The organism is Pseudomonas sp. RIT-PI-o (genome assembly GCF_001297215.1).
GTDB classification, from domain to species: Bacteria; Pseudomonadota; Gammaproteobacteria; order Pseudomonadales; family Pseudomonadaceae; genus Aquipseudomonas; species Aquipseudomonas moraviensis_A.
Map to the genome: position 1 here is coordinate 223785 of NZ_LHPA01000011.1, position 23521 is coordinate 247305.

General features: G+C 61.8%; 22 protein-coding genes. 8 read left to right on the forward strand and 14 right to left on the reverse strand.

Annotation, left to right across the window (positions count from 1 at the left end; translation table 11 throughout):
* Positions 1-2 precede the first annotated feature (2 nt).
* The 13 genes from imuA to AEQ63_RS03670 form a co-directional block, all read right to left on the reverse strand.
* Positions 3-620: a translesion DNA synthesis-associated protein ImuA gene (imuA, locus tag AEQ63_RS03610; protein ID WP_042610311.1), complete on the reverse strand. Its 618-nt coding sequence runs from the start codon at positions 618-620 to the stop codon at positions 3-5.
* Positions 620-1237, reverse strand: coding sequence for a transcriptional repressor LexA (gene lexA, locus AEQ63_RS03615; protein WP_064361806.1), 618 nt, complete (start codon positions 1235-1237; stop codon positions 620-622). Before lexA ends, imuA begins: the two co-directional genes overlap by 1 nt.
* 147 nt (positions 1238-1384) lie before the next feature.
* Positions 1385-1690, reverse strand: coding sequence for a DUF971 domain-containing protein (locus tag AEQ63_RS03620; protein WP_064361807.1), 306 nt, complete (start codon positions 1688-1690; stop codon positions 1385-1387).
* A complete protein-coding gene (locus tag AEQ63_RS03625; RefSeq protein WP_064361808.1) occupies positions 1687-2649 on the reverse strand; it encodes a HEAT repeat domain-containing protein in 963 nt (320 codons plus the stop codon). The genes AEQ63_RS03620 and AEQ63_RS03625 overlap by 4 nt, the downstream gene beginning before the upstream one ends.
* The gene (locus tag AEQ63_RS03630) at positions 2646-3494 is read right to left on the reverse strand and encodes an ABC transporter ATP-binding protein (RefSeq protein WP_064361809.1); all 849 of its coding nucleotides are present in this window, start codon (positions 3492-3494) and stop codon (positions 2646-2648) included. The genes AEQ63_RS03625 and AEQ63_RS03630 overlap by 4 nt, the downstream gene beginning before the upstream one ends.
* The gene (locus tag AEQ63_RS03635; protein ID WP_064361810.1) at positions 3494-4270 is read right to left on the reverse strand and encodes an ABC transporter permease; all 777 of its coding nucleotides are present in this window, start codon (positions 4268-4270) and stop codon (positions 3494-3496) included. The genes AEQ63_RS03630 and AEQ63_RS03635 overlap by 1 nt, the downstream gene beginning before the upstream one ends.
* A 237-nt stretch (positions 4271-4507) precedes the next feature.
* Positions 4508-5932, reverse strand: a complete 1425-nt coding sequence (locus tag AEQ63_RS03640) for an ABC transporter substrate-binding protein (RefSeq protein ID WP_177330586.1) — start codon at positions 5930-5932, stop codon at positions 4508-4510.
* 211 nt (positions 5933-6143) lie between these two features.
* Entirely contained in the window at positions 6144-6389 is a 246-nt protein-coding gene (locus AEQ63_RS03645) for a 4Fe-4S dicluster domain-containing protein (protein WP_007959413.1), read from the reverse strand.
* Positions 6390-6416: 27 nt separating this feature from the next.
* Positions 6417-8147, reverse strand: a complete 1731-nt coding sequence (locus AEQ63_RS03650) for a fumarate reductase/succinate dehydrogenase flavoprotein subunit (RefSeq protein ID WP_064361812.1) — start codon at positions 8145-8147, stop codon at positions 6417-6419.
* The gene (locus tag AEQ63_RS03655) at positions 8144-8896 is read right to left on the reverse strand and encodes a GntR family transcriptional regulator (protein WP_064361813.1); all 753 of its coding nucleotides are present in this window, start codon (positions 8894-8896) and stop codon (positions 8144-8146) included. The genes AEQ63_RS03650 and AEQ63_RS03655 overlap by 4 nt, the downstream gene beginning before the upstream one ends.
* A 205-nt stretch (positions 8897-9101) precedes the next feature.
* A complete protein-coding gene (locus AEQ63_RS03660; protein ID WP_064361814.1) occupies positions 9102-9989 on the reverse strand; it encodes a Dyp-type peroxidase in 888 nt (295 codons plus the stop codon).
* A 75-nt stretch (positions 9990-10064) separates the two neighbouring features.
* Complete coding sequence (locus AEQ63_RS03665) at positions 10065-10787, reverse strand: DUF72 domain-containing protein (protein WP_064361815.1); 723 nt, start codon at positions 10785-10787, stop codon at positions 10065-10067.
* A 25-nt stretch (positions 10788-10812) separates the two neighbouring features.
* Positions 10813-12600, reverse strand: a complete 1788-nt coding sequence (locus AEQ63_RS03670) for a thiamine pyrophosphate-requiring protein (RefSeq protein WP_064362041.1) — start codon at positions 12598-12600, stop codon at positions 10813-10815.
* Positions 12601-12780: 180 nt separating this feature from the next.
* Between AEQ63_RS03670 and AEQ63_RS03675 the strand changes: the two genes are divergently transcribed.
* From AEQ63_RS03675 to AEQ63_RS03690, 4 genes are all read left to right on the forward strand, one after another.
* Positions 12781-13281, forward strand: a complete 501-nt coding sequence (locus AEQ63_RS03675; protein ID WP_152972319.1) for a cupin — start codon at positions 12781-12783, stop codon at positions 13279-13281.
* A 209-nt stretch (positions 13282-13490) separates the two neighbouring features.
* Positions 13491-14330: a glutathione-dependent disulfide-bond oxidoreductase gene (gene yghU, locus AEQ63_RS03680; protein WP_064361817.1), complete on the forward strand. Its 840-nt coding sequence runs from the start codon at positions 13491-13493 to the stop codon at positions 14328-14330.
* A gap of 269 nt (positions 14331-14599) precedes the next feature.
* Positions 14600-16768 carry a TonB-dependent siderophore receptor gene (locus tag AEQ63_RS03685; RefSeq protein WP_064361818.1) on the forward strand — a complete coding sequence of 723 codons (2169 nt, stop codon included), beginning with the start codon at positions 14600-14602 and terminating at the stop codon, positions 16766-16768.
* Between the two features lie 127 nt (positions 16769-16895).
* A complete protein-coding gene (locus AEQ63_RS03690) occupies positions 16896-18089 on the forward strand; it encodes a GAF domain-containing sensor histidine kinase (RefSeq protein WP_042610297.1) in 1194 nt (397 codons plus the stop codon).
* A 7-nt stretch (positions 18090-18096) separates the two neighbouring features.
* On the opposite strand, the gene AEQ63_RS03695 is transcribed toward AEQ63_RS03690, so the two are convergent.
* Positions 18097-19029 (reverse strand): helix-turn-helix transcriptional regulator, encoded by a 933-nt coding sequence (locus AEQ63_RS03695; RefSeq protein WP_039758730.1) that lies wholly within the window; start codon positions 19027-19029, stop codon positions 18097-18099.
* Positions 19030-19569: 540 nt separating this feature from the next.
* On the opposite strand from AEQ63_RS03695, the gene AEQ63_RS03700 reads away from it, so the two are divergent.
* The 4 genes from AEQ63_RS03700 to AEQ63_RS03715 all read left to right on the forward strand — a co-directional run bounded on the left by AEQ63_RS03700 (position 19570) and on the right by AEQ63_RS03715 (position 23491).
* Positions 19570-20919, forward strand: a complete 1350-nt coding sequence (locus AEQ63_RS03700) for an MFS transporter (RefSeq protein ID WP_042610295.1) — start codon at positions 19570-19572, stop codon at positions 20917-20919.
* A 99-nt stretch (positions 20920-21018) separates the two neighbouring features.
* On the forward strand, positions 21019-21711 hold the full coding sequence (locus AEQ63_RS03705; protein WP_042610294.1) for a fumarylacetoacetate hydrolase family protein: 693 nt from the start codon (positions 21019-21021) through the stop codon (positions 21709-21711).
* A gap of 33 nt (positions 21712-21744) precedes the next feature.
* Positions 21745-22503, forward strand: a complete 759-nt coding sequence (locus AEQ63_RS03710; protein WP_064361819.1) for an SDR family oxidoreductase — start codon at positions 21745-21747, stop codon at positions 22501-22503.
* Between the two features lie 31 nt (positions 22504-22534).
* Positions 22535-23491 carry a 2-hydroxyacid dehydrogenase gene (locus tag AEQ63_RS03715; protein ID WP_064362042.1) on the forward strand — a complete coding sequence of 319 codons (957 nt, stop codon included), beginning with the start codon at positions 22535-22537 and terminating at the stop codon, positions 23489-23491.
* The last annotated feature ends 30 nt before the right edge of the window (positions 23492-23521 follow it).

Here is a 23521-nt window from a genome sequence, read left to right on the forward strand (position 1 = left end):
GATCAGTGCCCCACGGCAAAGGCAATCGGCGCCGCACGCGCCAGCCCGCCGCGGCACTTGAGCACCCGTAGCTGCGCCGGTCTGGCATCGATGGCAATCCGTAACGCTGCCGGTGAGGGGTTGACCGCTTCGCTCAACGGGCGCCAGGCAAAGGCCAGGGTCTGGCCGGTTTCCGCCGCCACCTGCAAACGCCGCAGCGCACGGTCATCGGCCTTGTTCGGCCAGCACAGCACTGCGCCGCAACTGCCCGAGCGCAAGCACTGCTCCGCCGCCCACAAGGCATCGCGTTCACTGGCCTGAATCACCGACAACTGGCGCAGATCAACCCCGGCATTGGCCCAGGCCTGCGGGTACGGCACAAATGGCGGTGCCACCAGCACGATGCGTTCACCCGCCGCCGACAATCGCGCCAGGGTCGGCCAGACCAGTTGCAGTTCACCGACACCGGGGCCGGCGAGGAGGATTTCGCTCAGCGCCGCTTCCGGCCAGCCGCCGCTGGGCAGGGCCGCGTCCAGAGCAGCATGCCCGGTCGGCTGCGGGCTCGCCGCCGGTGGCGCAGGCCGGCCGCGCCAGACCTGGCCGCCATTGAACAGCGTATCCAGTGCAACGACGGCGCCCATCAGCCTTGCCTCACCAGGCCACAGAACACGCCTTCGATGGCCAGATCCTGATCATCACGCACAACGATCGGCTGATAAGCCGGGTTGCGTGGCAACAGGCGCACTTCATCTGCGACCCGTTCGAAGCGTTTGATGGTCACTTCACCGTCCAGACGCGCAACGACGATCTGGCCGTTGAGCGCTTCGGGATTGCGCCGCACCCCGACCAGATCGCCGTCGAGGATGCCGTCTTCGATCATCGAGTCGCCCTGCACCCGCAGCATGTAATCCGGGGTGCGCGAGAACAGTGCCGGGTCGAGCAGCAACCGGTTATGGATGTCGGCATCGGCGCCAATCGGCGCACCGGCGGCCACGCGACCGAGCACGGGGATCTCCAGCAACTCCGGACGCGGCGGTTGCCCCAGCAGGCGAATGCCGCGGGCCTGATGCGGATTGACCTCGATGAAACCGGCTTCGGTGAGCGCCAGCACATGCTTGCGCGCCACGCTGCGCGAGGCAAAACCAAACGCCTCGCTGATTTCAGCGAGGCTTGGGGGCTGACCGTGCTCGGCGATGCGATCGCGGATAAAGGTCAGAATGGCGGTACGGCGGGGAGTCAGGTTTGTCATGGAGTACATTTGTACTCCTGCGGGAATTTTATGACAAGAACCGCCAGTCGGCGTAGGAGCTGCCGAAGGCTGCGATCTTTTGATCTTGCTTTTAAAAGTCAAAGTCAAAGTCAAAAGATCGCAGCCTCGTTTCACTCGTCAGCTCCTACAGAATCCTCATGTCTCTGTAAGAATGCGGGGAGGCGAAGAATCAAGCTGCGCCAGATACTCCCACGGGTAAATCCCGCGTTGATGCCCATCGCTGAACACCAGTTGCACGCCATACCCCTGCGGGTTGAGTTCGATCAGGCGTACGCGATCATCAACCAGCGGCGTGATGCCGCGCAGGCGAAACGCGCGGCATTGCGAGCACGGGCATTGCCGGCGCAGATCGGCGTGCTTGAGCAACGATGCGCGCCCGTCCGGCCAACTCAGCCGCAACGTGCGCGCACTCTGCGAGTTGCCCACCGACAACGGGTTCATTGCAACTGACTCAATGCGATGCGCACGGCTTTGCGCACTTCCGGGTCGCCGTCGTCCTGCGCTGCCTGCAACGCGGCCACGGCGCCGCGTTCGTTCAACTCTCCAAGAGCCAGCGCGGCCTCTTTGCGCAGGTTGCTGATGCGGTGGCCGAGAGTATCAATCAGCGCGTCCAGCGCCGGGACGAAGCGCAGTCGACCGAGGCTGCGGGTGGCGCGCAGCCGCACTTGCCAATAGTCATCGCTCAGCGCTTCGACCAAAGCCGGGCCGGCGTCGCTGTGGCCGACCTTGCCCAGCGTGGTCGCGGCTTCTTCGCGTACTTGCCAGGCATGATCATGCAAGGCCTGGCGCAGCGCCGGCAGCACATCGACGCCGCTGGCCAGACCGAGCGCACCGGTGGCGGCGCGACGCACTTCGGTGTCCGGATCGTCGCTGGCCAGGCAGGCCAAGGCTGGCAGTGCGTCGAGCTGTTTGAGCCAGCCGAGTACCCCGACCGCTTCGCGACGGACACTGGCATCGGCATCACCCAACGCTGCGAGGGCAGCCGGCGCGGCCTCGGCGAAGCGCAATTCTCGTAACGCCCGAAATGCAGCGATACGCACACTGACGTCGGCATGGGCGGTCCACGGCAGAATCACCCGACCTGCCGCTGCAGTCTTGAGCAGGCTCAGACTCTGCGCGGCCGCCGACTGTACGGCGGGCGACGGATCCGTTAGCGCTTCGCACAAGGCTTGCACGACCGCTTCGTCTTCCCACGCTTCAAGCAATCGCGCAGCTTCAGCCCGAACATCCTCAGCGGGATCCTGGCGTAGTCGATCGACCAGCCAGAGCAAGCCATCCGGTTCTTCGAGATCGGCCAGATCAATCAGGGCAATGCGCCGCACGCCGGCGTCTTCCGCCGTCAGGCGCGGTTGCAGGGCGAGGATGTCTTCGTTATCGGTCACAGCAAAAATAGAGGTCATAGGGCAAATCGCGGCAAAGGGTTTTCAGGAGGCAGACCGAGCGGATTGAGGCGCGGCAGCGGTCGGTCGTTGTCGTGGCGCAGCAGGTCGAGGCAGTGGCGTTTGAGGCGGGCGAACTCGGGACTGGTCACCAGTTCACTGGTGCGCGGGCGTGGAAAGTCCAGACGCAAGTCTTCGATGATCCGCCCCGGTCGCGCGCTCATCACCAGCAAGCGATCGGCAAGAAACAGCGCCTCGTCGATGTCGTGGGTAACGAAGACCACGGTGGTGCGGATGCGCGTCCAGATGTCCAGCAGCAATTCCTGCATGTTCAGACGTGTCAGCGCATCCAGCGCACCGAACGGCTCGTCCATCAGCAACAGACGCGGGCGATTGACCAGCACCCGGGCGATCTCGACCCGTTGCTGCATGCCACCAGAGAGCTGATCCGGCCAGCGTTCGGCAAAGTCTTCGAGCCCAACCAGCTTGAGCATGTCGTCAGCGGCGCGATGCCGCTCAGCCTTGCCGACGCCGCGCATCTTCAGGCCGAAGGCGACGTTGTCGCGCACCGTGCGCCACGGGAACAGCGTGTGATGCTGGAACACCATGCCGCGCAGCGGTGACGGGCCGGCCACTTCACTGCCGTCGACTTTCAGGCTGCCGGTCCTGGCATTCAAGTGGCCCGCCAGGGCGCCGAGCAAGGTCGACTTGCCGCAACCGGACGGGCCGAGGATGCAGACGAACTGACCGGGTTCGATCTGGCAATCGAGGCCCTGCACTGCTTCGAAGGCTTCGCGGCCCTGGCCGAGGACGATGGACAACTGGCGGATGTCGATCCGCCCTTCCGGGGTTTGCATCACGCTCATCAGGCTTTGCCTCGCGGTCGATGCCAGGGCGTGAACAAGCCGCCCAGGCGTTTGATCAGCCAACTGCTGCCCATGCCCAACACGCCGATCAGGAGCATGCCGACGACAATGTCGGCGTAGTTCTGAATGGTGTAGGACTCCCAGGTGTAATAACCGATACCGAACTGCCCGGAGATCATTTCCGCCGTCACCAGACAGAACCACGAAGTGCCCATGCCGATCGCCAGGCCAGTGATGATGCTCGGCGCAGCGCCCGGCAGGATCACTTCCAGCAGAATCGCCCCGCGCCCTGCTCCGAGGCTCTTCGCCGAGGCAATCAGACGTGGATCGACGCCTTCGACGCCGTGCACGGTGTTGAGCAGGATCGGGAACAGCGCGCCGGTGAAAGTGATGAAGACCATCGACAACTCCGAGGACGGAAACATCAGGATCGCCAGCGGAATCCAGGCTACGGCGGGGATCGGGCGGAGGACTTCCAGTGGCGGCAGCAGGATGTCTTCGGCCCACTTCGAACGACCGATGGCCAGCCCCAGAGCGATGCCGATCAGCAATGCGGCGAGGTAGCCGGCAAAGACGCGACCGAGACTGCTGCTCAAGTGCTGCCAGAGTTTGCCGGAGTCGCCCAGGCCCAGCGCGGCTTCGATCACCGCCAGTGGCGTCGGCACGTTGGCGAAGGTCACCAGGCCGAGGTTCCAGTGATGGCTGGCGGCGAGTTGCCAGAAGAGCAGGCAGAGCAACAGGGAGCTGATTCTTGGTGCCCAGCGTAGTGTTTTCATGAGTGGCATTTCCGCTTGCGGATCTGTGTGATGGCTGAAATCTACCCCCTCACCCCAGCCCTCCCGAAACGTCGGACCGCCCCCAAGGGGGCGAGGGGGAAAGGGAGCCGACCTGCGTGCTTTTCAAAACCTGAGTTCGACTCGGTATTTCACGTCGGCGTATCTCTCACAAACAACTCGGTCAGTCCCCTCTCCCTCCGGGAGAGGGTTAGGGTGAGGGTGAGGGGCTTTTGATCTTCAGCGCGCAGCGACGGCTTGCGCAGTGGCATCGCTGAAATCGAACACCTTGCCGCCCTGCGCCGTGGCGTATTGCTGGGCCTGGCCCTTGAGCAGAAATGCGCTGAGGCGGCCCTTGGCATCGCTGGCAAACCAGGCTTGTTCAGCGAGCAACTTGATCCCGCTGTCACTGGCCTGCGCATACACCGCACGAATGTTCTTGCCTTCCTGCTTCAGCGCAGCCAGGGCGGTGAACGCCGATTCAGCCGAGCCATAACGGCGGACTTTTTCCTCACCGCGCACCCAGATCTCAGCGACATGGCTAACGTCGGCGATGGCCTTGCCCGTCGCCGCATCCACACCCGGTAAAGGCGTCTGCGCGTAGTTGGCCAGTTGCGCGGTGTAATCGAGGTTCGAGGCCTTGAAAGCGGCGCGGATGTACTGGTCGTCGATGAAAGTATTCAGATCAAGCCCGCGATCGGCTTTCTTCAGCAATTTCAACGTGTCGATGGCGGTGCCGACGGCCTGACGATATTCAGGTTTCCAGCTCAGGTCGCGGGTCTGCACGCCCAGCGGGCCGTGGAACAGGTAGTTGACCTCGGCATCGACGCCGGTGACTTTGGCGATCAGCTCGCTGTACTTCTCCGGCTCGGCGGCGAGCAGTTGGTTGGCTTCGATGCTGGCGCGCAGGTAGGCAACGACAATTTCCGGGTACTTCTTCGCATAGGCCTGATCCACCAGTGCGCCATGGAAGGTCGGCGCGTTGGCCTGGGCGCCGTCGTAGATCTTGCGGGCGAAACCACGGCTCGGGAACAGTTCGGCGAACGGCACGAAATCGGCGTGGGCATCGATCTTCCCGGCTTGCAGGGCGGAGCCGGCGACTTCCGGTGGCTGGGCGATGATGTTGACATCCTTGAGCGGGTCCCAGCCCTGCTCTGCCACGGCGCGCAGCAACATGCCGTGGGCCGTCGAGGCGAATGGCACCGAAATGGTCTTGCCCTTGAGTTCACTCAAGCTCTGCACGGCCGAGGCGCTGGGCACGACGATGCCGTTGCCGCTGCCCTTGATGCTGCCCGACAGCACGCTGATGAACAGGCTGTGCTTGCCCGCCGTTTCGAACGCCACACCATTGAACGCACCGGGGAAATCAGCCATGGCGCCGAAGTCGAGTTTGCCCGCGACCATCTCGTTGGTCAGCGGCGCGCCACTGGTGAAGTTCTTCCACTGTACGTCGTACTTCGCGTCTTTGTAGGCGCCGTCGTGGGGCAGGTATTTTTCCAGCAGACCGAGTTCACGGATCAACAGCCCACCGGCTGCGCAATTGATGGTGGTGTCCTGGGTGCCGATGGCGATGCGGATGGTTTCGGCCGAGGCCGACAAGGTCAACGAAGCCAGTACCAGACCGGCAAGTGCTGCACGCAACATGAGTGTTTCCCCTCGAATCATTGGTTTGAAATTCGTCTCCGCCGCGATCAGGGCGCGGTGGGAAACGAGGGGTTTTCGGTGAATCGAGCGTCCGGGGTTTCCGGATGGCTTTGGTTTGTCACATTTCCAAATGTAGGAGTGAGCCTGCTCGCGATAGCGGTGTGTCAGCTAACACATCTACATCTGACCCACCGCTATCGCGAGCAGGCTCACTCCTACAGGGGAAAGCGTTTCAACGCAGGAGATAGGGGATTTCGACTTTGACGGCCCCCGTCGGGCAATCCTTCTCGCACGGCATGCAGTACCAGCATTCATCGAAGGCCATGTAGGCCTTTTGCGTGGCCGGGTTGATCGCCAGCAGGTCCATCGGGCAGACGTCGACACACACGGTGCAGCCCTTTTCGGCGATGCATTTGTCCTCGTCCACGGTGACCGGGGCGTTAGAGCGGAAGAAGATTTCCTGAGCTTGATAAGCCATGGTTCGGACTCTCTGAAAAATGATGCTTCAAGCGGCGAAAGCGCCGACCCGCAGGCGGTCGTAGGCCTGCATTTCCTCGGCGTCGAGCGGGATGATGTAAGGCTCGACAGCTTTCTTGAAACTGCTCATGCGGCCGTCCTCGCCCTTCTTCAGATGGCAATGGCAGAACCATTCGGCATCGTTGCGTTGCGGATGGTCGACGCGATAGTGGTACAGGCCCCAGCGGCTTTCGGCGCGGAACAACGACGCGCGGGCGGCCATTTCGGCGCAGTCGCGGATCACGCTGGTTTCCATCGCGCGCATCAATTCATGAGCGTTGTTGGCTTTCATCTGCTCGAGATCGCGTTCGATGTCGCTGAAACGTTGCAGACCAATCTGCATCTTCTTGGTCACTTTCGGCGGTTGCAGGTAGTCGTTGACGAAGCGCCGCAGCTTGTACTCGACCTGCGCCGGCGGCAGGCCTTCTGCGCGATCGAGCGGCGCATAGAGCCGGGCTTTTTCCCTGGCGATCTGCTCAGCGTCCAGTGCGGAAAACTCGCGGTCGGCGACAAACTCCGCGGCGTTGTGCCCGGCGAACCAGCCGTAAGTGAACGCGCCAAGCATGTAGTTGTGCGGCACCGCAGCCATGTCGCCGGCCGAGTACAAGCCCTTCACCGAAGTCTCGGCACGCTCGTTGACCCACACGCCGGACGCCGAGTGACCACTGCAGAAACCGATCTCCGAAATGTGCATTTCGACCATCTGCGTGCGGTAATCGGTGCCGCGATTGGCGTGGAACTGGCCACGGCTCGGGCGCTCGTTGCTGTGCAGGATTTCCTCGATGTTCTGGATGGTTTCCTCGGCCAGGTGATCGAGCTTGAGGAACACCGGGCCGTTGCCGCTTTCCAGTTCCTGATGGAATTCCCACATCATCTGCCCGCTCCAGTAGTCGCACTCGATGAAGCGTTCGCCCTTGTTGTTGGCGGTGTAGCCACCCAGCGGGCCGGTGACGTAGGCGCAGGCCGGGCCGTTGTAATCCTTGATCAGCGGGTTGATCTGGAAGCACTCGAGGTTCGCCAGTTCGGCGCCGGCGTGATAGGCCATCGCGTAGCCGTCACCCGCATTGGTCGGGTTTTCGTAAGTGCCCATCAGGTAGCCCGACGAAGGCAGACCGAGGCGTCCGGCCGCGCCGCAGGCAAGAATCACCGCTTTGGCCTTGATCACATGGAAGTCGGCGGTGCGGCAGTCGAAGCCCATGACACCGTTGACCGCGCCCTCCTCGTCAGTCAGCAAACGCGTGCAGACCAGACGATTGGTGATGCTCACCCGTGCGCGTTTCAACTGCCGATACAGGACCTTCTTGATGTCGTGCCCTTCCGGCATCGGCAACACATAGGCGCCCATGTGGTGGACCTTTTTCACCGCGTAATCACCGGTTTCGTCCTTCTCGAACTTCACCCCCCAACGGTCGAGCTGCTCGATGGTTTCGAAACTGTGGGTGGCGTAGGCGTAAACCGCCGCCTGATTGACGATGCCGTCATTGGCGATGGTTATTTCCTTGGTGTACTGCTCCGGCGTCGAATGCCCCGGGATGATCGCGTTGTTCAGCCCGTCCATGCCCATGCTGATCGCGCCGCTGCGTTTGACGTTGGCCTTGTCGACCAGCAACACGCGCAAATCGCGGTTCTTCTCCTTGGCCTTGATCGCCGCCATCGGCCCGGCCGTACCACCGCCAATCACGACGATGTCGTATTCCTGTTCTAGAACGTTGCGGGTCATGCCTGCTCCCCTTTCTGCCGGTCGATCCGCAGGCGGTACTGGAACGCATCGCCACGGTAATAAAGGTGTTCGAAGTCCAGCGGCTGGCCCTGGGCGTCGTGAGTCAAACGCTCGATGCGCATGATCGGCGAGCCGGCTTCAACGTTGAGTGCCTGGGTCAGGTCGCTATCGGCCAGCACCGCGTCGATGGCCAGATCGGCGTGGCCGAGGGCGATGCCACAGTCGTTTTCCAGGATCAGAAAGATGTCGCGAGTGACCAGATCCGCCTTCTCCAGCCGCTCGCCGAGCGCTTTGGGCAGGTAGGTGATTTCCAGCGAGATCGGCTCGCGGTTGATCAGCCGTACGCGCTTGATCTGCGCGACGATCTCGCCTTCGGCCACCTGCAGACGCTCGGCGACTCGTTTGTCAGCGGCGATGAATTTGAAGCTGCGCAGGCGGTTGATCACCTCGTAGCCGCGCCCGGTCATCGACTCGGCAAGGCCTTGCAGGCTGCTGACGTTTTGAAAGGTTTTCGGCTTGGCGACGAAGGTGCCCTTGCCATGGATCTTGAAGATCAGCCCTTCCTTTTGCAGATCGCCCAGGGCCTGGCGCACGGTGATGCGGCTGACTTTGAACAGTGCACCGAGCTCGCTTTCAGAAGGCATCTGACTGTCTTGCGGGTATTCGCCATCGAGAATTCGCGCACGCAGGACATCGCGCAACTGGGTGTGCAGCGGAACGCTACTGAGGGAGAGAACGTTATCGGTCATCACGGAATCACTTGTCATAACGAGTTATGACGTGATCTTAGAGACGTTATGACAAGCTTGAGAAATATTGTTTGGGCATAACCTTAGATTCGCCCTTGAGATGCAAAAGATCGCAGCCTTCGGCAGCGCCTACAGATTGAATGCGATTGCCCTGCAGGAACTGCCGAAGGCTGCGATCTTTTGACGTTACCGTTTTGCTCAATCCTCAGCCGATGCGCAGCGCACGCAGATCAAGGCGTCCGTCGATGAGCGGCGGGCACCAGTAGTAGCCGCCGGTGATCGGTCGGCTGATCTGGTACAGACCATCGGCGATTCCGTCTTCCAGACCGCTCATGCGCCGCAGTTGTGCTTCGAACGCATCGAGGGAAAAGCCGAAAGCGAGGAACATCAAACCGGCGCGGTCGCCTTCGATCCATGGCATCGAGCGGCGCACCACGAAAGCTTCCGGGGCGAAGCTTTCCTGGGCGGTGCGTTTGACGTGGGCGGAGATCGGCGCGTCGTCGATTTCTTCGTTATCGCTCAGGCGACGCCCCATGATGTCGTCCTTGGCGCCAGCAGTGAGGCGATGAAAGCCCTTGAGATCGTGCTGCCACTGCTGGATCGCGGCGAAACTGCCTCCGACCAGCCCATCAGCGCCGGTGCTCAGCAACGCGGCGGCGACAGCGGCGTCGTCATGCGGGTTTTCCGTGCCGTCTTCGTAACCGGTGAGGTCGTGGCCTTCCATGTGGCGGAAGGCTTCCTGCATCTGCACCAGGCGCAAGGCCGGGGCCAGCGCCGCTTCGATGGCATTGCTGCGATTGAGCAATTCGCCCCGGTCGACACCGTGCAACCAGACCCACAACGCATGCTGGGTCGACGGGTTGTCCACGCCGACGCCGGTCAGGGCCGGGAAGCTGCGCAGGCCAGCGATCTCAACGTTCAGCGCCTTGGTCAACGACTCACCAAAGCCCACCACTGCCGACTTGCCATCCACCAGCATCAGCAGATTGTCGATCGCTTGCGGCAAGGCTTGCACCGACGCCAGAGCGAAAAACAGATGACGTGCTTGCGCAGGAACAGGGGTGGCGAGAATGCCCGGCTGGTAGTAACTCATGTGAACTCCTTGAAAAAGTGCGCGGAGTTTACCTGTAGCCGGATGGTTTGTGTGGGTGGCGAAAGCGTCGCTGTTTCAGCGTGAACGGCCTTCGATCAACGCCTTCAAAGCCAGCGCATCTGCCGTGGCCGCGCCGCTGGCGGTGTTGTCGAAGATGCACCAGATGTCTCTGACTTCGGCTTTCGCACTCTGCAGGGTCTGAGCAAGCTGCCGCAGACAAGCCGCGTCATAAGCGCTGTGATAAATCCGCGGCGAGCCATGCAAGCGCCAATACTGCAGGCCCTGCCAGCCGCCCGGCGCGGTGTCGGTGCTGATCCGTGACGGATCGACCGCTGCCTGAGCAATCTGCAGCTCCACCAGCAGTGCCTCAGCGTCAGTCCACGATTCGTGTCGCGGTTCCAGCACCACGCTGCCTTGAAAACGCTCGCGCAAGGCGCCGAAGAAAGCCTCGGCCACTGGTGCATCGAACGCCAGTTTCGGTGGCAATTGCACCAGCAGGCAGCCAAGGCGATCACCCAAGCCTTCGCACTGGCCGAGAAACTCATCGAGCGCTCCCGCGCTGTCCGCCAGCCGTTGCTCATGGGTGATGAGCTTCGGCACTTTGACGGCGAAGCGAAAGTCCGGTGGCACCGAGTCGGCCCAGCGCTCGTAGGTCTGGCGTCGATGCGGGCGGTAGAACGAGCTGTTGATCTCCACACAGTTGCAGCGCGCGGCGTAGCGTTGCAGGTGCGTTCCCTCGGCAGGAAATTCCGGCCAGTGCTCGCGACCGAGGCTCCAGCCGGCACAACCGATGAACATTACAGGCTCGTTCAAGCGCCCACCGTCATTTTTTGCCGGGCAACACGGAACCAAGCACCTGCTTGGCGGTTTGCATGATCACCCCGGCCTCGTCCGGATCACCCTTGAGCAGGGTCGTGGCGAATTTCTTCGCTTGCTCAAGCTTGATGTGCGGTGGCAGCGGCGGCACGTTCGGGTCCGTCTTGAACTCGATCAGCACCGGCACTTCCGAGGCGAGCGCCTGCTCCCACGCAGCCGCCACGTCTTCTTCGCGATCAACGAAGATGCCCTTGAGGCCAATGGAAATCGCGAACAAGTGATACGGCACGTCGGGAATGCTCTGCGACGCTTCAAACTTGGGATCGCCCTCCATCACTCGCTGCTCCCAAGTGACCTGATTGAGGTCTTCGTTGTTGAACACCGCGCAGATCCATTTCGGGCTCTGCCACTGCCGCCAGTATTTGGCGACGGTGATCAGCTCGGCCATGTTGTTCATCTGCATCGCGCCGTCGCCGACCAGGGCAATCACCGGGCGCTCGGGAAAGGCGAATTTCGCCGCGATCGCATACGGCACCGCAGCCCCCATCGAGGCCAGGCCACCGGACAACGAGCATTTCATGCCCCGGCGGATTTTCAGGTCGCGGGCGTACCAGTTGGCGCAGGAGCCGGAATCGCTGGTGATGATTGCCTGCTCAGGCAAGCGCGGTGACAGCTCGTAGACCACCCGTTGCGGGTTGACCGGATCGGCTTTGGCCATGGCGCGTCTCTCCAGGGTTTTCTCCCAACTGCCGCGCCAGCCTTCGATCTTCTTGCGCCATTTGCTTGAGGTTTTCTGTTCCAGCAGCGGCAGCAACGCAGCGAGGGTTTCCGCTGAATCACCGACCAGATTGACCTCCATCGGATACCGCAGGCTGAGCATGTCCGGTTGCAAATCGATCTGCACGCCGCGCGCCTGGCCTTCCTTAGGCAGAAATTCGGAATACGGGAAGCCCGAACCGATCATCAACAAGGTGTCGCACTCGCTCATCAGCTTGTAGCTGGGCTCGGTGCCGAGCAGGCCGATGCTGCCGGTCACCCACTGCAGTTCGTCGGGCAATGCCGCTTTGCCCAGCAGCGCTTTGGCCACACCGGCGCCGAGTTTTTCCGCCACGGCGATCACTTGATCAGTCGCCTCCAGCGCGCCGGCACCGACCAGAATCGCAACTTTCTCGCCACTGTTGAGCACTTCGGCGGCGCGTTGCAGATCGCTTTCATAAGGCACGACTTTCGGCTTGTTGTAACCGACGCCGGAATGCGCAGTGCCATGGGCGCGCGCCGGTTGTTCGTAAGGCAGATCCTGCAAGTCATTGGGCAGGATCAGCGCGGTGACGCGGCGCTCGCCGACGGCAGTTCGCACCGCGCGATCGAGCAGATGGCGCACCTGCGACGGCGCCGAGGCCTGCTGCACAAATGCACCGGCCACATCCTTGAACATCGACACCAGGTCCAGTTCCTGCTGGTAATGACTGCCCAACGCCGTGCGCGCCTGCTGCCCGACGATGGCGAGCACCGGCATGTGGTCCATGCGCGCATCGTAGAGGCCGGTGATCAGGTGCGAAGCGCCGGGGCCGGACGTGGCGATACACACGCCCAGCTCGCCGGTGAACTTCGCATGGGCCGAGGCCATGAACGCAGCCATCTCTTCGTGCCGTGCCTGAACGAATTCGATCTTGCCTTTGGCCCGGCTCATGGCGCCGAAGACGCCGTTGATGCCATCGCCCGGATAGCCAAAAATTCGCGTCACGCCCCATTCGCTGAGCCGTTCCACCAGAAAATCACCTACTGTCTTCGTCATCTTGACCCTCGCCATTTGCTGCTGCATGGACATGTAAGGGTCTGGACAGCCCGCTTCGCGGTGAAGTTTCGCTGGATTGTCCGGGCATGGACTTTGGCCCCGTGTTTACGCAGCAACGATTTTTTGAGGCGAGCACCCTGCCCTGCGGTCGATTGAAAAATGATCAAAGGAGGATTCGCCATGACTGAAGTACAAACCCTGCTGCTCGAACGCAATGACTGGGTGCCGAACAATCCGCGTCTGCCGGTGCTGATCTATCGCCACGCGATCGCCATCGAGGGCGACGACCCCGCAGCGCGTTTCGAGCAGATGTTCGGCGCCAACGGCTGGCCAGCGCAGTGGCGCTACGGAATTTATGACTATCACCACTACCACACCGAAGGCCACGAAGTGCTTGGCGTGGCGGCCGGTCAGGCACGGTTGATGCTGGGCGGGCCGAATGGGCAGGTCGTCGACGTCAGCGCCGGGGATGTGTTGTTGCTGCCGGCCGGGACTGGCCACTGCAATCTGGGATCGAGTGAGGATTTTCTGGTGGTGGGCGCGTATCCGCCGGGGCAGCAGGCGGATATTTGCCGGGAGGCGCCGAGTGATGCGCAGTTGGCGCGGATCCAGGGGCTTGGGTTTCCTGAGAGTGATCCGGTGCAGGGAACCGGTGGTGCTGTTGGACAGTATTGGATTTGATGATTCACCACATAACCCTGTAGGAGTGAGCCTGCTCGCGATAGCGGTGTATCAGTCACTACTTCTCTAGCTGATACACCGCTATCGCGAGCAGGCTCACTCCTACAGGGGATTTGGGTTGGCAGATAAATCTGTGGGGGCTGGCACCCGCCGGAAATTTTCCCTACGGTGTCTACCTGTTCTCTCCCAGCATCGACGAGGTCCGTTTCATGAGCAATGCGTCTTACGTTCCGCCCAAGGTCTGGAAACAAGAAGCGCCTTCCGGCGGCCACTTCGCCAGCATCAACCGCCCGATCGCCGGGCCGACTCATGACAAAGAGCTGCCTGTCGGCAAGCATCCGTTGCAGCTGTATTCGCTGGCCACGCCCAACGGCGTCAAAGTCACCATCCTGCTCGAAGAGTTGCTCGCGCTCGGGCACAGCGAGGCCGAGTACGACGCGTGGCTGATCCGCATTGGCGAAGGCGATCAGTTCTCCAGCGGTTTTGTCGAAATCAACCCGAACTCGAAGATTCCGGCGCTGCTGGATCGCAGTGTCGAGCCGCCGATCCGGGTGTTCGAGTCCGGGTCGATCCTGCTGTATCTCGCGGAAAAGTTCGGAGCCTTCCTGCCCAAGGATCCGGCCGGTCGTACCGAAACCCTCAACTGGCTGTTCTGGCAAATGGGCTCGGCGCCGTATCTGGGCGGTGGCTTTGGGCATTTCTACGCTTACGCGCCAGAGAAGCTCGAATACCCGATCAATCGCTTCACCATGGAAGCCAAACGGCAACTGGATGTACTCGACCGCCGTCTCGCCGACAACGCCTATCTGGCCGGTGACGACTACACCATCGCCGACATCGCCGTATGGCCCTGGTACGGGCAACTGGTGCGCAACAACGTCTACTCGGCGGCGGAGTTTCTCGCGGCCCATGAGTACACCCATGTACAGCGCTGGGCGGAAGACATCGCCATGCGCCCGGCGGTCGTACGTGGACAACGGGTGAACCGCACCTGGGGTGATGAAGACAGTCAGGTGCCGGAGCGGCACGGTGCGCAGGATCTGGACTGATTCCAAAAAAACTGCATAACCCTGTGGGAGCGAGCCTGCTCGCGAAAGCGGAGTGTCAGACAACGCATCTGTTGATTGATACACCGCCTTCGCGAGCAGGCTCGCTCCCACATTTGTTTGCGGAAGCGATCAAATCCAATTGTGAAAAAATCATTAACTAACTGAACCGTACGGGTTTATTCCTCAGGAAACTTCCTACATACTAATGCGAATAATTCTTACATGCACTCGCATCAGTTTCGTTTGGGTCATCTTGGGGAAGCAGATAGATGTCGTTTCACACCATCCACCGCCGTTCGAACCTTTCACCTAACCTCCTCGCAATCGCCATCGGCATGGTCAGCATCGCACCTGCCCTCGCCGAAGAAACCGCCCCCAGCGCGCCAGCCAATGGCCCGCTGGAACTGCAAGCGACCGAAATCGGCGCTACGCAGATGAGCAGCACCACCGAAGACACGCAGTCCTACACCACCGGCCCGATGCAGACCGCGACCAAGCTGTCGCTGACCATGCGCGAAACGCCGCAGGCGGTGACGGTGATCACGCGACAGCGCATGGACGACCAGAACATGACCAGCGTCAACGACGTGGTGCGGGGCACGCCGGGGCTGTTCCTCAGCGAGGCCAGCGGCCCGGGTCGGCAGACTTACAAGGCGCGCGGTTTCGACATCGACAACATCATGTACGACGGCCTGCCCAGCTCGTATTCGCCGTTCACCCTGGCGGTGCAGCCGAACCTGGCGATGTTCGACCGGGTGGAAATCGTCCGTGGCGCAACCGGTCTGGTCACCGGTGCCGGCAACCCGTCGGCGGCGATCAACATGGTGCGCAAGCGTCCAACCGCCGATCAGCGCGTGACCCTCACTGGCGCCGCCGGCAGCTGGGATGACTACCGTGGCGAAGTCGATGCCTCCAGCCCGCTGAACGAAAGCGGCACGCTGCGTGGCCGTGTGGTGACGTCGTATCAGGGCGCCGACAGTTTCCGCGACAAGGAAGAAAACGATCACGGGCTGTTCTATGCCATCGGTGAAGCGGACCTGAGCGACAGCACCACCGCGACCCTCGGCTTCTCGCGGCAGAACGACCAGACCAACTATTTCTGGGGTGGCCTGCCGATCGGTGAAAACGGTCATCACCTCGACTTGCCCCGCTCCACTTACCCGGGCACCGATTGGGAAAACCGCAAGCTGCAGGTCGACACCGTGTTCGGTGAAGTCGAACACCGGTTCGACAACGACTGGAAACTGCACCTCGGCGGTTCGACTTCAACGCTCGAGGGCGAATTCTCCGGCACATACCTGTCGCGCTCCGACGGCCCGCTGGAAACCACCGCCTACCAATCGCACCACACCGACAAGCAACGCGCGTTCGACGGTTTTGCCAGCGGCCCGTTCGAAGCGTTCGGCCGTACCCACGAATTGGTGGTCGGCGCGAGCAATCGCGTATACGACGCGACCACCAAGGAATACTCGCCCTACGACACAGGCCTGCCGATCGGCGCGCCCAAGCCTGACTTCGTGCGCAGCGGCAAGTCGCGCAACGTCACCACCCAGGACGCGGTTTACCTGACTACGCGCTTGAGCCTGGCCGATCCGCTGACGCTGATCCTCGGCAGTCGTCTGGACTGGTATGACTACGACGATCGCTCGGCCGATGGCGACTTCAAGGTCACCCGCAACCTGACCCGTTATGCGGGCCTGATCTACAAGCTCGACGACCATCACTCGGTCTACGCCAGCTACACCGACATCTTCACCCCGCAAACCCAGAAAGACCTCGGCGGCAAAGTGCTTGAGCCGATCGTCGGTGAAAACTACGAAGTCGGCATCAAGGGCGAATATTTCGACGGTGCCCTGAACGGCAGCGTGGCGGTGTTCCAGATGGACCAGACCAACCGCGCCACCCAGGCGGCGACCCAGCTCGGCTGCCCGGAACTGACCTGCTACGAAACCTCCGGCAAGGTTCGCGCCCAGGGCGTGGACATGGAACTGCAAGGTGCGCTGACCGAGCAATGGCAAGTCGGCGCCGGCTACACCTATACCCGCGCCCACTACATCAAGGACGAAAACCCGGCGAACAACAACCAGAAGTTCGACACCGACATGCCCGAGCACCTGTTCAAGGTCTCCACCGTGTACCGCTTCAAAGGCCCGCTGGAAAAACTGCGGGTGGGCGGCAACGTCTACTGGCAGAGCCGCATGTACAACGACATCGCCCTGGCCAACGGCAGCAGCTATCGCCTGGAACAGGGTGGCTACGCGGTCACCGATCTGATGGCCGGCTACGAGGTCAACAAACACCTCGACCTGCAGGTCAACGCCAACAACATCTTCGATCGCAAGTACTACTCGTCCATCGGTACTGACGTGACGTGGGGCTCGACCGACAACTACGGCACGCCGCGCAGCTACATGATGACGGCCAAGTACAAGTTCTGAGTCGACAGGCTCAGCACGCAGCACGACAGGTGCCGGGAGTTTTCCCGGCGCCCTTTTTTTGCACGTTCATTAGGCATGGCCGGCAATAACCGATAGTCTCTGGCGACACTTTCGCGAAGCGCCGGCCATGCCCCAGACAGATTTCTCCTCCGACCTCCAAGCCATCGGCAGCATTGACGCTGTGCCGGTGATCCTGAGCATGGTCAAGCATACGACCGGCATGCGCTTCGCCGCTGTAGCGCGGGTCACCGAGAGCAAGTGGATCGCTTGCGCCGTGGATGACTCGATAGACTTCGGCCTGTTGCCCGGCGGCGAACTGGTACTGGAATCGACGATTTGTCATGAGATCCGTCAGCACCATCAGCCGGTGATCTTCGGCCATGCCAGCCAGCACCCGGTTTTCTCCACGCACCACACGCCGAAAACCTATGGTCTGGAAAGCTACATTTCGATTCCTATCATCAAGGCCAATGGCGAGTTTTTTGGCACACTCTGCGCCATTGATTCGGTTCCGGCGAACCTCGACGACCCGGCCATCGAAAAGACCCTTACCCTCTTCGCCCAACTGATCGCCATGAGCCTGGATACCCAAGGTCATCTGCACGCAACCAGAACCGCCCTGGCCGATGCCAACGAAATGGGCCGTCTGCGCGAGCAATTCATTGCGGTGCTGGGCCACGATTTGCGCACGCCACTGAGCGCCATTCGCATGAGTGCCGACCTGCTCGAAAGCAAGGCCGAGGACAAGCGCTCGCGCACGCTGCTGTCGGCGATCCGCACCAGCTCGGTACGCATGGGCGTGTTGATCGAAAACATTCTCGACTTCGCTCGGGGCCGGCTCGGCAGCGGAATTCCGGTGCAGCGCAAACTGGTCGATGACTTGCAGCAAACGCTGCGCCAGACCCTGGACGAGATCCAGGTGGCGTACCCGCAGGCGCAGTTCATTGATTCGCTTGAAGTGCCGACCGGGGTCTATTGCGACCCGCTGCGCATCAGCCAGCTGTTGTCGAACCTGCTGGGCAACGCCGTGACCCATGGCTCGACGGCCGAGCCGATCGTGCTCAAGGCGTATGCCGAGGGCGACGAGATGGTCATTTCCCTGACCAACCAGGGCGCGCCGATTCCGCCGGCGCTGATGCCGCTGCTGTTCGAACCGTTCTCGCGTTCCGAAGCGGGTCAGCGCAACGAAGGGCTGGGGCTGGGCTTGTACATTGCCGGGCAAATTGCCAATGCGCACAACGGCACTTTGAGCGTCACCTCCGACAGCAAAGCAGGCACCTGTTTCGTCGCGCGCTTCCCTGCGCGCTTCAAGTGGGTCTGAGCGCCGCTCAGGTGTTCAACGGCGTCTGCGGCGTGTCCGGGTTGAGCTGGCGCCGACGGAACTGCCCCGGCGGCTGGCCATGAATCTGGCGAAAGCGTCGGGAAAAATAGGCCTCGTCGGCGAACCCGCACAACCGCGCCACCTCGCCCACCGAGCGCGTGCTGTTGAGCAAAAAATTGCGCGCTGCGTGCATGCGCCGCTCCAGCACCAGCTCGGTGAACGTCTTGCCGATCTCCTTGCGCAGCCAGTGCGTCAGGTAGGTCGGTGACAGATAGGTCGCAGCGGCGACTTTGATCAGGTTGAGATCAGGATCGGCGATGTTCTTCCGCAAGTATTCGAACATCCGGCTCAGGGCGTCGCGACGGCTGTTCTCGGCGGCATTCTCTTCCGCCAGACGCTTGAGCGGTTCGGCATAGAGAAAACACACGCTGCCAATCATCTGCAGCAACAGCCCCTTGAGCATTTCCCGCGTGCCGAACTGACGGTTCTCATCGAGTGCACGCATCTGCTCGATCAGGCCGCAGACCTGAGCGAAATCTTCATCGCCCAGAATGAAATCCAGATGCTCCTGAAAGCGGAACGGCGACAGCTCCGGCGCCAGCAGGATCGACACTTCTTCCAGATCCATCGGGTCGCATTGCAAATGCGGCAAGAGGAACGTCTGGGAAAAGTTGATGACGATGAAATTGCTGTCCTCGGGATGCGGAATCACATGCACGCGATGGGGCAGGATGAACGCCAGGGTGTTGCGCGGGAACGGCCGCTGCACGCTGCCGATGTGCTGCACGGTGTCGCCACCGAGGTTGATCTGGATCTGGAAATACTCATGCCGGTGAGGCGCGGTTTCAGCGCGCCGACCCTTTTTGTCGCGAATGTAGAAATCGGTCAATTCGCTGCGCTGCTGCATGACGTAGGTCGGAATACGGCTGGGTGAAGACATGGGCGGGAGGTCCTCCGGGCAGTGAGGTGGCGCCTGTCATCTTGCAGGGTTGAGCGATATGCGGCAATGAGTCATACGATGACAATGGCTTTTATGAGACAAGCCTCGCCACGCGCCTGTCCAAAAACTGAATTGCTATCGAAATTCGGATAACCGTTATTAATCATGCGCTTAAGATGGCTACGCAATCCTTTTTATCAAGACAAATCGTATTTATCTTTTTGGACAGGTTCGCCTAATCCCCATTTTTGAAGAAAAAACGTTCTAACCCGCCGGTTGATTTAGAACCGTTGTACGACCACTGTAATGACAACGCAGCCCAACCTCTTTCAAAAACAATCAAAGGTGCGCACGTCATGATCCTGCTATTCCCCCTCGCCGCCCCGCCCTACCTTCCCTTCAAGTCAATCGCAGAAAGACGTTCCTGAACATCTGAAACCCGCGCTGCAAGCCGTTCGATCGCCCTGCCCCACACGTTGCGGGCAACGGCGTCGGCTGCTCGAAAAATCTCGACTCTTCTAACAATAACGAGGTCTCCGCATGTCCAACTCCCACTCTTCCAGTGCCACGGTGCCGCCGGTGATTGCCGGCGCACGCGATGCCGTCTCGTCGCAGCGCCTGCCCACCCGGCGGCGCTGGTTCATGCTGTCGTTGCTGCTGATTGCGACGATCATCAATTACATCGACCGGGTGAACATCTCGATTGCCGCGCCGTTCATGGCCAAGGACCTGGGCCTGGACAAGATCGAAATGGGCCTGATCTTTTCCGCCTTCGCCTGGACCTATGCCTTGGCACTGGTGCCGGCGGGATTTATCGCCGACCGGTTTGGCTCGCGCTTCACCTACGGCGTGTCGCTGATCAGTTGGTCGACCGTTACCGTTTGCCAAGGCTTCGCCAGCGGTTTCGCTTCGCTGTTCGGCCTGCGTCTGGCGGTCGGCGCCATGGAAGCCCCGGCCTTCCCGGCCAACAGCCGTGCCGTAACGGTGTGGTTTCCGGCGCGAGAACGCGGGCTGGCCAGCAGCATCTACGTGTGCGGCCAGTACCTCGGCACGGCGCTGTTCACCGGCGCGCTGCTGTGGCTGGCGACCACCTTCGACTGGCGCCACGTGTTCTACAGCACCGGCGCACTGGGCATTGTCTTCGGTGTGCTGTGGCTGTACCTGTATCGCGATCCGCTGAACTGCAAGAAAGTCAGCCAGGAGGAGTTGAAGTACATCGAAACCGGCGGCGGTCTGGTCAAGAGCAGTCAGGAACGCACCCGTTTCAACTGGCGGCAGATTGCCGAGCTGTTCAGTTATCGGCAGATCTGGGCGATCTGCATCGGCAAATTCGCCAGCACCTCGGCGCTGTATTTCTTCCTCACCTGGTTCCCGACCTACCTGATCGAAGAACGCAAATTGACCATGATCAAGGCCGGGATCTTCGCCGTACTGCCCTTCGTCGGTGCGACGGTGGGAATTCTGCTGGCTGGCATCGTTTCCGACCTGTTGATCCGTCGCGGCTACTCGATGTCGTTTGCCCGCAAGCTGCCGTTGGTGGTCGGCTCGATGCTGGGCATGTCGATCGTGCTGGTGAATTTCACCGACTCCAACCTGATCTGCATCGCCGTGCTGACCATCGCCTTCTTCGCCCAAGGTATCGCGTCATCGTCCTGGGCGGCGGTCTCGGAAGTAGCGCCGAAAGAGCTGATCGGCCTCACCGGCGGCATCACCAGCCTGGCGGCGAACATCGGCGGCATCGTCACGCCGATCGTGATCGGCGCCATCGTCCACGCCACCGGCACCTTCGCCTATGCCTTCTGGTTCATCGGCGGCGTGGCGCTGATCGGCACGCTCTCCTACTCGTTGTTGCTCGGACGCCTGTATCGCATCGAACTGAAGGTGCGCTGAGCGGAAAAACCCGGATTTGTCCAAACGCAGGCGGCTTTCGTCCAACTTCGCCGACGCCAGCCGCCGTACGCTGCCCTTTCAAACAGGATGACCCGCAGGATGAACATGACCGAATACGTCTTTACCCCGGATCTGCCCGTAACCCTGCCGGTACTCGGCAGCGAGCAACGCTTCCCCGTTGGCCGGGTGTTCTGTGTCGGCCGCAACTACCCGTGGCCGGACACTCAAGGCCAGTCGCGCCAGCCACCGGTGTTCTTCATGAAACCGGCAAGTTGCGTAGTTGATGCCGTCGGCGACGTGGCCTTCCCTTCGGTGTGCGAGGACTTCGTTCACGAAATCGAACTGGTCGTCGCTATCGGTGAAGGGGGCGCCAACATTCCTGAAGATCAGGCTCTGGCCTACGTCTGGGGCTACGCCGCCGGCCTCGACCTGACTCGCCGCGACGTGCAACGCGCGGCCAAGAGCAACGGCTTGCCGTGGGAAGGCGCCAAGGTGTTCGACGGCGCCGCGCCGATGACCGCCGTCGTCCCGGTGAGCCGCTCCGGCCATCCCGAGGGCGAGTTGTGGCTGAACGTCAACGGCGAAGAGCGCCAGCGCGACAACCTCGACAGCCAGATCTGGTCGGTCAGCGAAGTGATCGCCCGCATCTCGCAATCCGTGGCCCTGCGCGCCGGCGACCTGATCATGACCGGCAGCCCCGCCGGCGTCGACAGCCTGCAACCGGGCGACGTGATCAGCGCTGGCATCGACGGCATCGGTCAATTGCAAATGCGCGTCGGCCCACGGCCCTGATCCGTCGGATTCTGAATATAGGAGAACAACAATATGACCACCCCTTTGAAAGTCGCGCTGGTCACCGGCGCCGGCAGTGGCATCGGCCGCGCCGTGGCGCTGGGCCTGATGGCCGATGGATTCACTCTCGTGCTCGCCGGCCGCCGGTCCGAGCCGTTGCAAACACTGGTTGAGTTGGCGCAGAGCCAAGGTCATCAAGCACTCGCGGTACCCACTGACGTGCGTGATCCGGCCAGTGTCGACGTGCTGTTTGCGACGATTGCCGAGGTTTACGGCCGCCTCGACGTGGTCTTCAACAACGCCGGGGTCAATGCCCCCGCCGTGCCGCTGGATGAACTGACGTTCGAGCAATGGCGTAACGTGATCGACACCAACCTCAACGGCGTCTTCCTCTGCGCCCGCGGCGCGTTCGGGCTGATGCGCAAACAACAGCCGCAGGGCGGTCGGATCATCAACAACGGTTCGATTTCCGCACACACACCGCGCCCGTTCAGCAGCGCCTACACCGCGAGCAAACACGCCGTGCTCGGCCTGACCAAATCCCTGGCACTGGACGGCCGCGAATTCAACATCGCCTGCAGCCAGATCGACATCGGCAATGCCCTGACGGAAATGTCGGTGCGCATGACCAAAGGCGTGCGCCAGGCCAACGGCAGCATCGCCGTCGAGCCAATGGTCGACGTCAAACATGTCGCCGATGCGGTGCGCTACATCGCCGGCCTGCCGCTGTCGGCCAACGTCCTGAACATGACCGTCATGGCCAGCGCCATGCCGTTTGCCGGCCGCGGTTGAGCCGGCCTTTTTATTGCGTAACGAGGTAGCCCTGAAGCCAGAAATCCTGCAACTGAGCCCGATCCTGATCCCGCAAATCAACGCGCGCCTGGAAGAACTGTTCACCGTACGCCGCTACTTCCAGCAGACGGACAAGCCCGCTTATATAGAGGAACACGGCGCCAACATCCGCGGCGTCATCACCGGCGGCCACACCGGCATCAGCCAGGCGCTGATGGCGCAACTGCCAAACCTGGAAGTGGTCGCGGTCAACGGCGTTGGCACCGACGCCGTCGACCTCGCCTACGCCCGCGACCGCGGCATCCGCGTCACCGCCACCATCGGCGCCCTCACCGAAGACGTCGCCGACCTCGCCATCGGCCTGCTCATCTCGGTCTGCCGCGGCCTGTGCACCAGCGACCGCTACGTACGCTCCGGCCAATGGCCGCAAAGCCCAACCCCCCTCGCGCCCCTGCCCCTGGCCCGACAAGTCTCCGGCATGCGCATCGGCATCGTCGGCATGGGCCGCGTCGGCCGCGCCATCGCCACCCGCGCCGCCGCCTTCGGCTGCCCGATCAGCTACACCGATCTGCACCCCATGAGCGACGTCCCCCACACCTTCGTCGCCGACCTCAAACAACTGGCCCGCGACAGCGACGCCCTGATCCTCGCCGCCGCGGCGGACAAGGGCGAAGCGATTATCGACGCGCAAGTGCTGCAGGCGCTGGGCAAGGACGGTTACCTGGTCAACGTCGCCCGGGGCAAACTGGTGAACGAAACGGATCTGGTCGCCGCCCTTGCGGCTGGCGAGATTGCCGGGGCTGGGCTGGATGTGTTCGTCGACGAACCGAACGTGCCAGAAGTTTTGTTTGCCAACGAACAGGTGGTGCTGCAACCGCATCGGGCGAGTGCAACATTGCAGACGCGTACGCGGATGGGGGAAATGGTGGTGGCGAGTCTGGTAGATACGTTTGCGGGAAAAGTGCCGGCTGGGTGTGTGACTGGGTGAACGGGTTCCGGAGCGCTGTTCGTGATCGCG

Excerpts from the sequence above, each read along its gene's own strand:
- lexA (WP_064361806.1), bottom strand. The coding sequence starts at position 1,237 with ATGTACTCCATGACAAACCTGACTCCCCGCCGTACCGCCATTCTGACC.
- AEQ63_RS03705 (WP_042610294.1), top strand. The coding sequence starts at position 21,019 with ATGAACATGACCGAATACGTCTTTACCCCGGATCTGCCCGTAACCCTG.
- AEQ63_RS03655 (WP_064361813.1), bottom strand. The coding sequence starts at position 8,896 with ATGACCGATAACGTTCTCTCCCTCAGTAGCGTTCCGCTGCACACCCAG.
- AEQ63_RS03690 (WP_042610297.1), top strand. The coding sequence starts at position 16,896 with ATGCCCCAGACAGATTTCTCCTCCGACCTCCAAGCCATCGGCAGCATT.
- AEQ63_RS03645 (WP_007959413.1), bottom strand. The coding sequence starts at position 6,389 with ATGGCTTATCAAGCTCAGGAAATCTTCTTCCGCTCTAACGCCCCGGTC.
- AEQ63_RS03670 (WP_064362041.1), bottom strand. The coding sequence starts at position 12,600 with ATGACGAAGACAGTAGGTGATTTTCTGGTGGAACGGCTCAGCGAATGG.
- AEQ63_RS03650 (WP_064361812.1), bottom strand. The coding sequence starts at position 8,147 with ATGACCCGCAACGTTCTAGAACAGGAATACGACATCGTCGTGATTGGC.
- AEQ63_RS03630 (WP_064361809.1), bottom strand. The coding sequence starts at position 3,494 with ATGAGCGTGATGCAAACCCCGGAAGGGCGGATCGACATCCGCCAGTTG.
- AEQ63_RS03660 (WP_064361814.1), bottom strand. The coding sequence starts at position 9,989 with ATGAGTTACTACCAGCCGGGCATTCTCGCCACCCCTGTTCCTGCGCAA.
- AEQ63_RS03625 (WP_064361808.1), bottom strand. The coding sequence starts at position 2,649 with ATGACCTCTATTTTTGCTGTGACCGATAACGAAGACATCCTCGCCCTG.
- AEQ63_RS03635 (WP_064361810.1), bottom strand. The coding sequence starts at position 4,270 with ATGAAAACACTACGCTGGGCACCAAGAATCAGCTCCCTGTTGCTCTGC.
- AEQ63_RS03665 (WP_064361815.1), bottom strand. The coding sequence starts at position 10,787 with ATGTTCATCGGTTGTGCCGGCTGGAGCCTCGGTCGCGAGCACTGGCCG.
- AEQ63_RS03695 (WP_039758730.1), bottom strand. The coding sequence starts at position 19,029 with ATGTCTTCACCCAGCCGTATTCCGACCTACGTCATGCAGCAGCGCAGC.
- yghU (WP_064361817.1), top strand. The coding sequence starts at position 13,491 with ATGAGCAATGCGTCTTACGTTCCGCCCAAGGTCTGGAAACAAGAAGCG.
- AEQ63_RS03675 (WP_152972319.1), top strand. The coding sequence starts at position 12,781 with ATGACTGAAGTACAAACCCTGCTGCTCGAACGCAATGACTGGGTGCCG.
- AEQ63_RS03640 (WP_177330586.1), bottom strand. The coding sequence starts at position 5,932 with ATGATTCGAGGGGAAACACTCATGTTGCGTGCAGCACTTGCCGGTCTG.
- AEQ63_RS03620 (WP_064361807.1), bottom strand. The coding sequence starts at position 1,690 with ATGAACCCGTTGTCGGTGGGCAACTCGCAGAGTGCGCGCACGTTGCGG.
- imuA (WP_042610311.1), bottom strand. The coding sequence starts at position 620 with ATGGGCGCCGTCGTTGCACTGGATACGCTGTTCAATGGCGGCCAGGTC.
- AEQ63_RS03700 (WP_042610295.1), top strand. The coding sequence starts at position 19,570 with ATGTCCAACTCCCACTCTTCCAGTGCCACGGTGCCGCCGGTGATTGCC.
- AEQ63_RS03685 (WP_064361818.1), top strand. The coding sequence starts at position 14,600 with ATGTCGTTTCACACCATCCACCGCCGTTCGAACCTTTCACCTAACCTC.
- AEQ63_RS03710 (WP_064361819.1), top strand. The coding sequence starts at position 21,745 with ATGACCACCCCTTTGAAAGTCGCGCTGGTCACCGGCGCCGGCAGTGGC.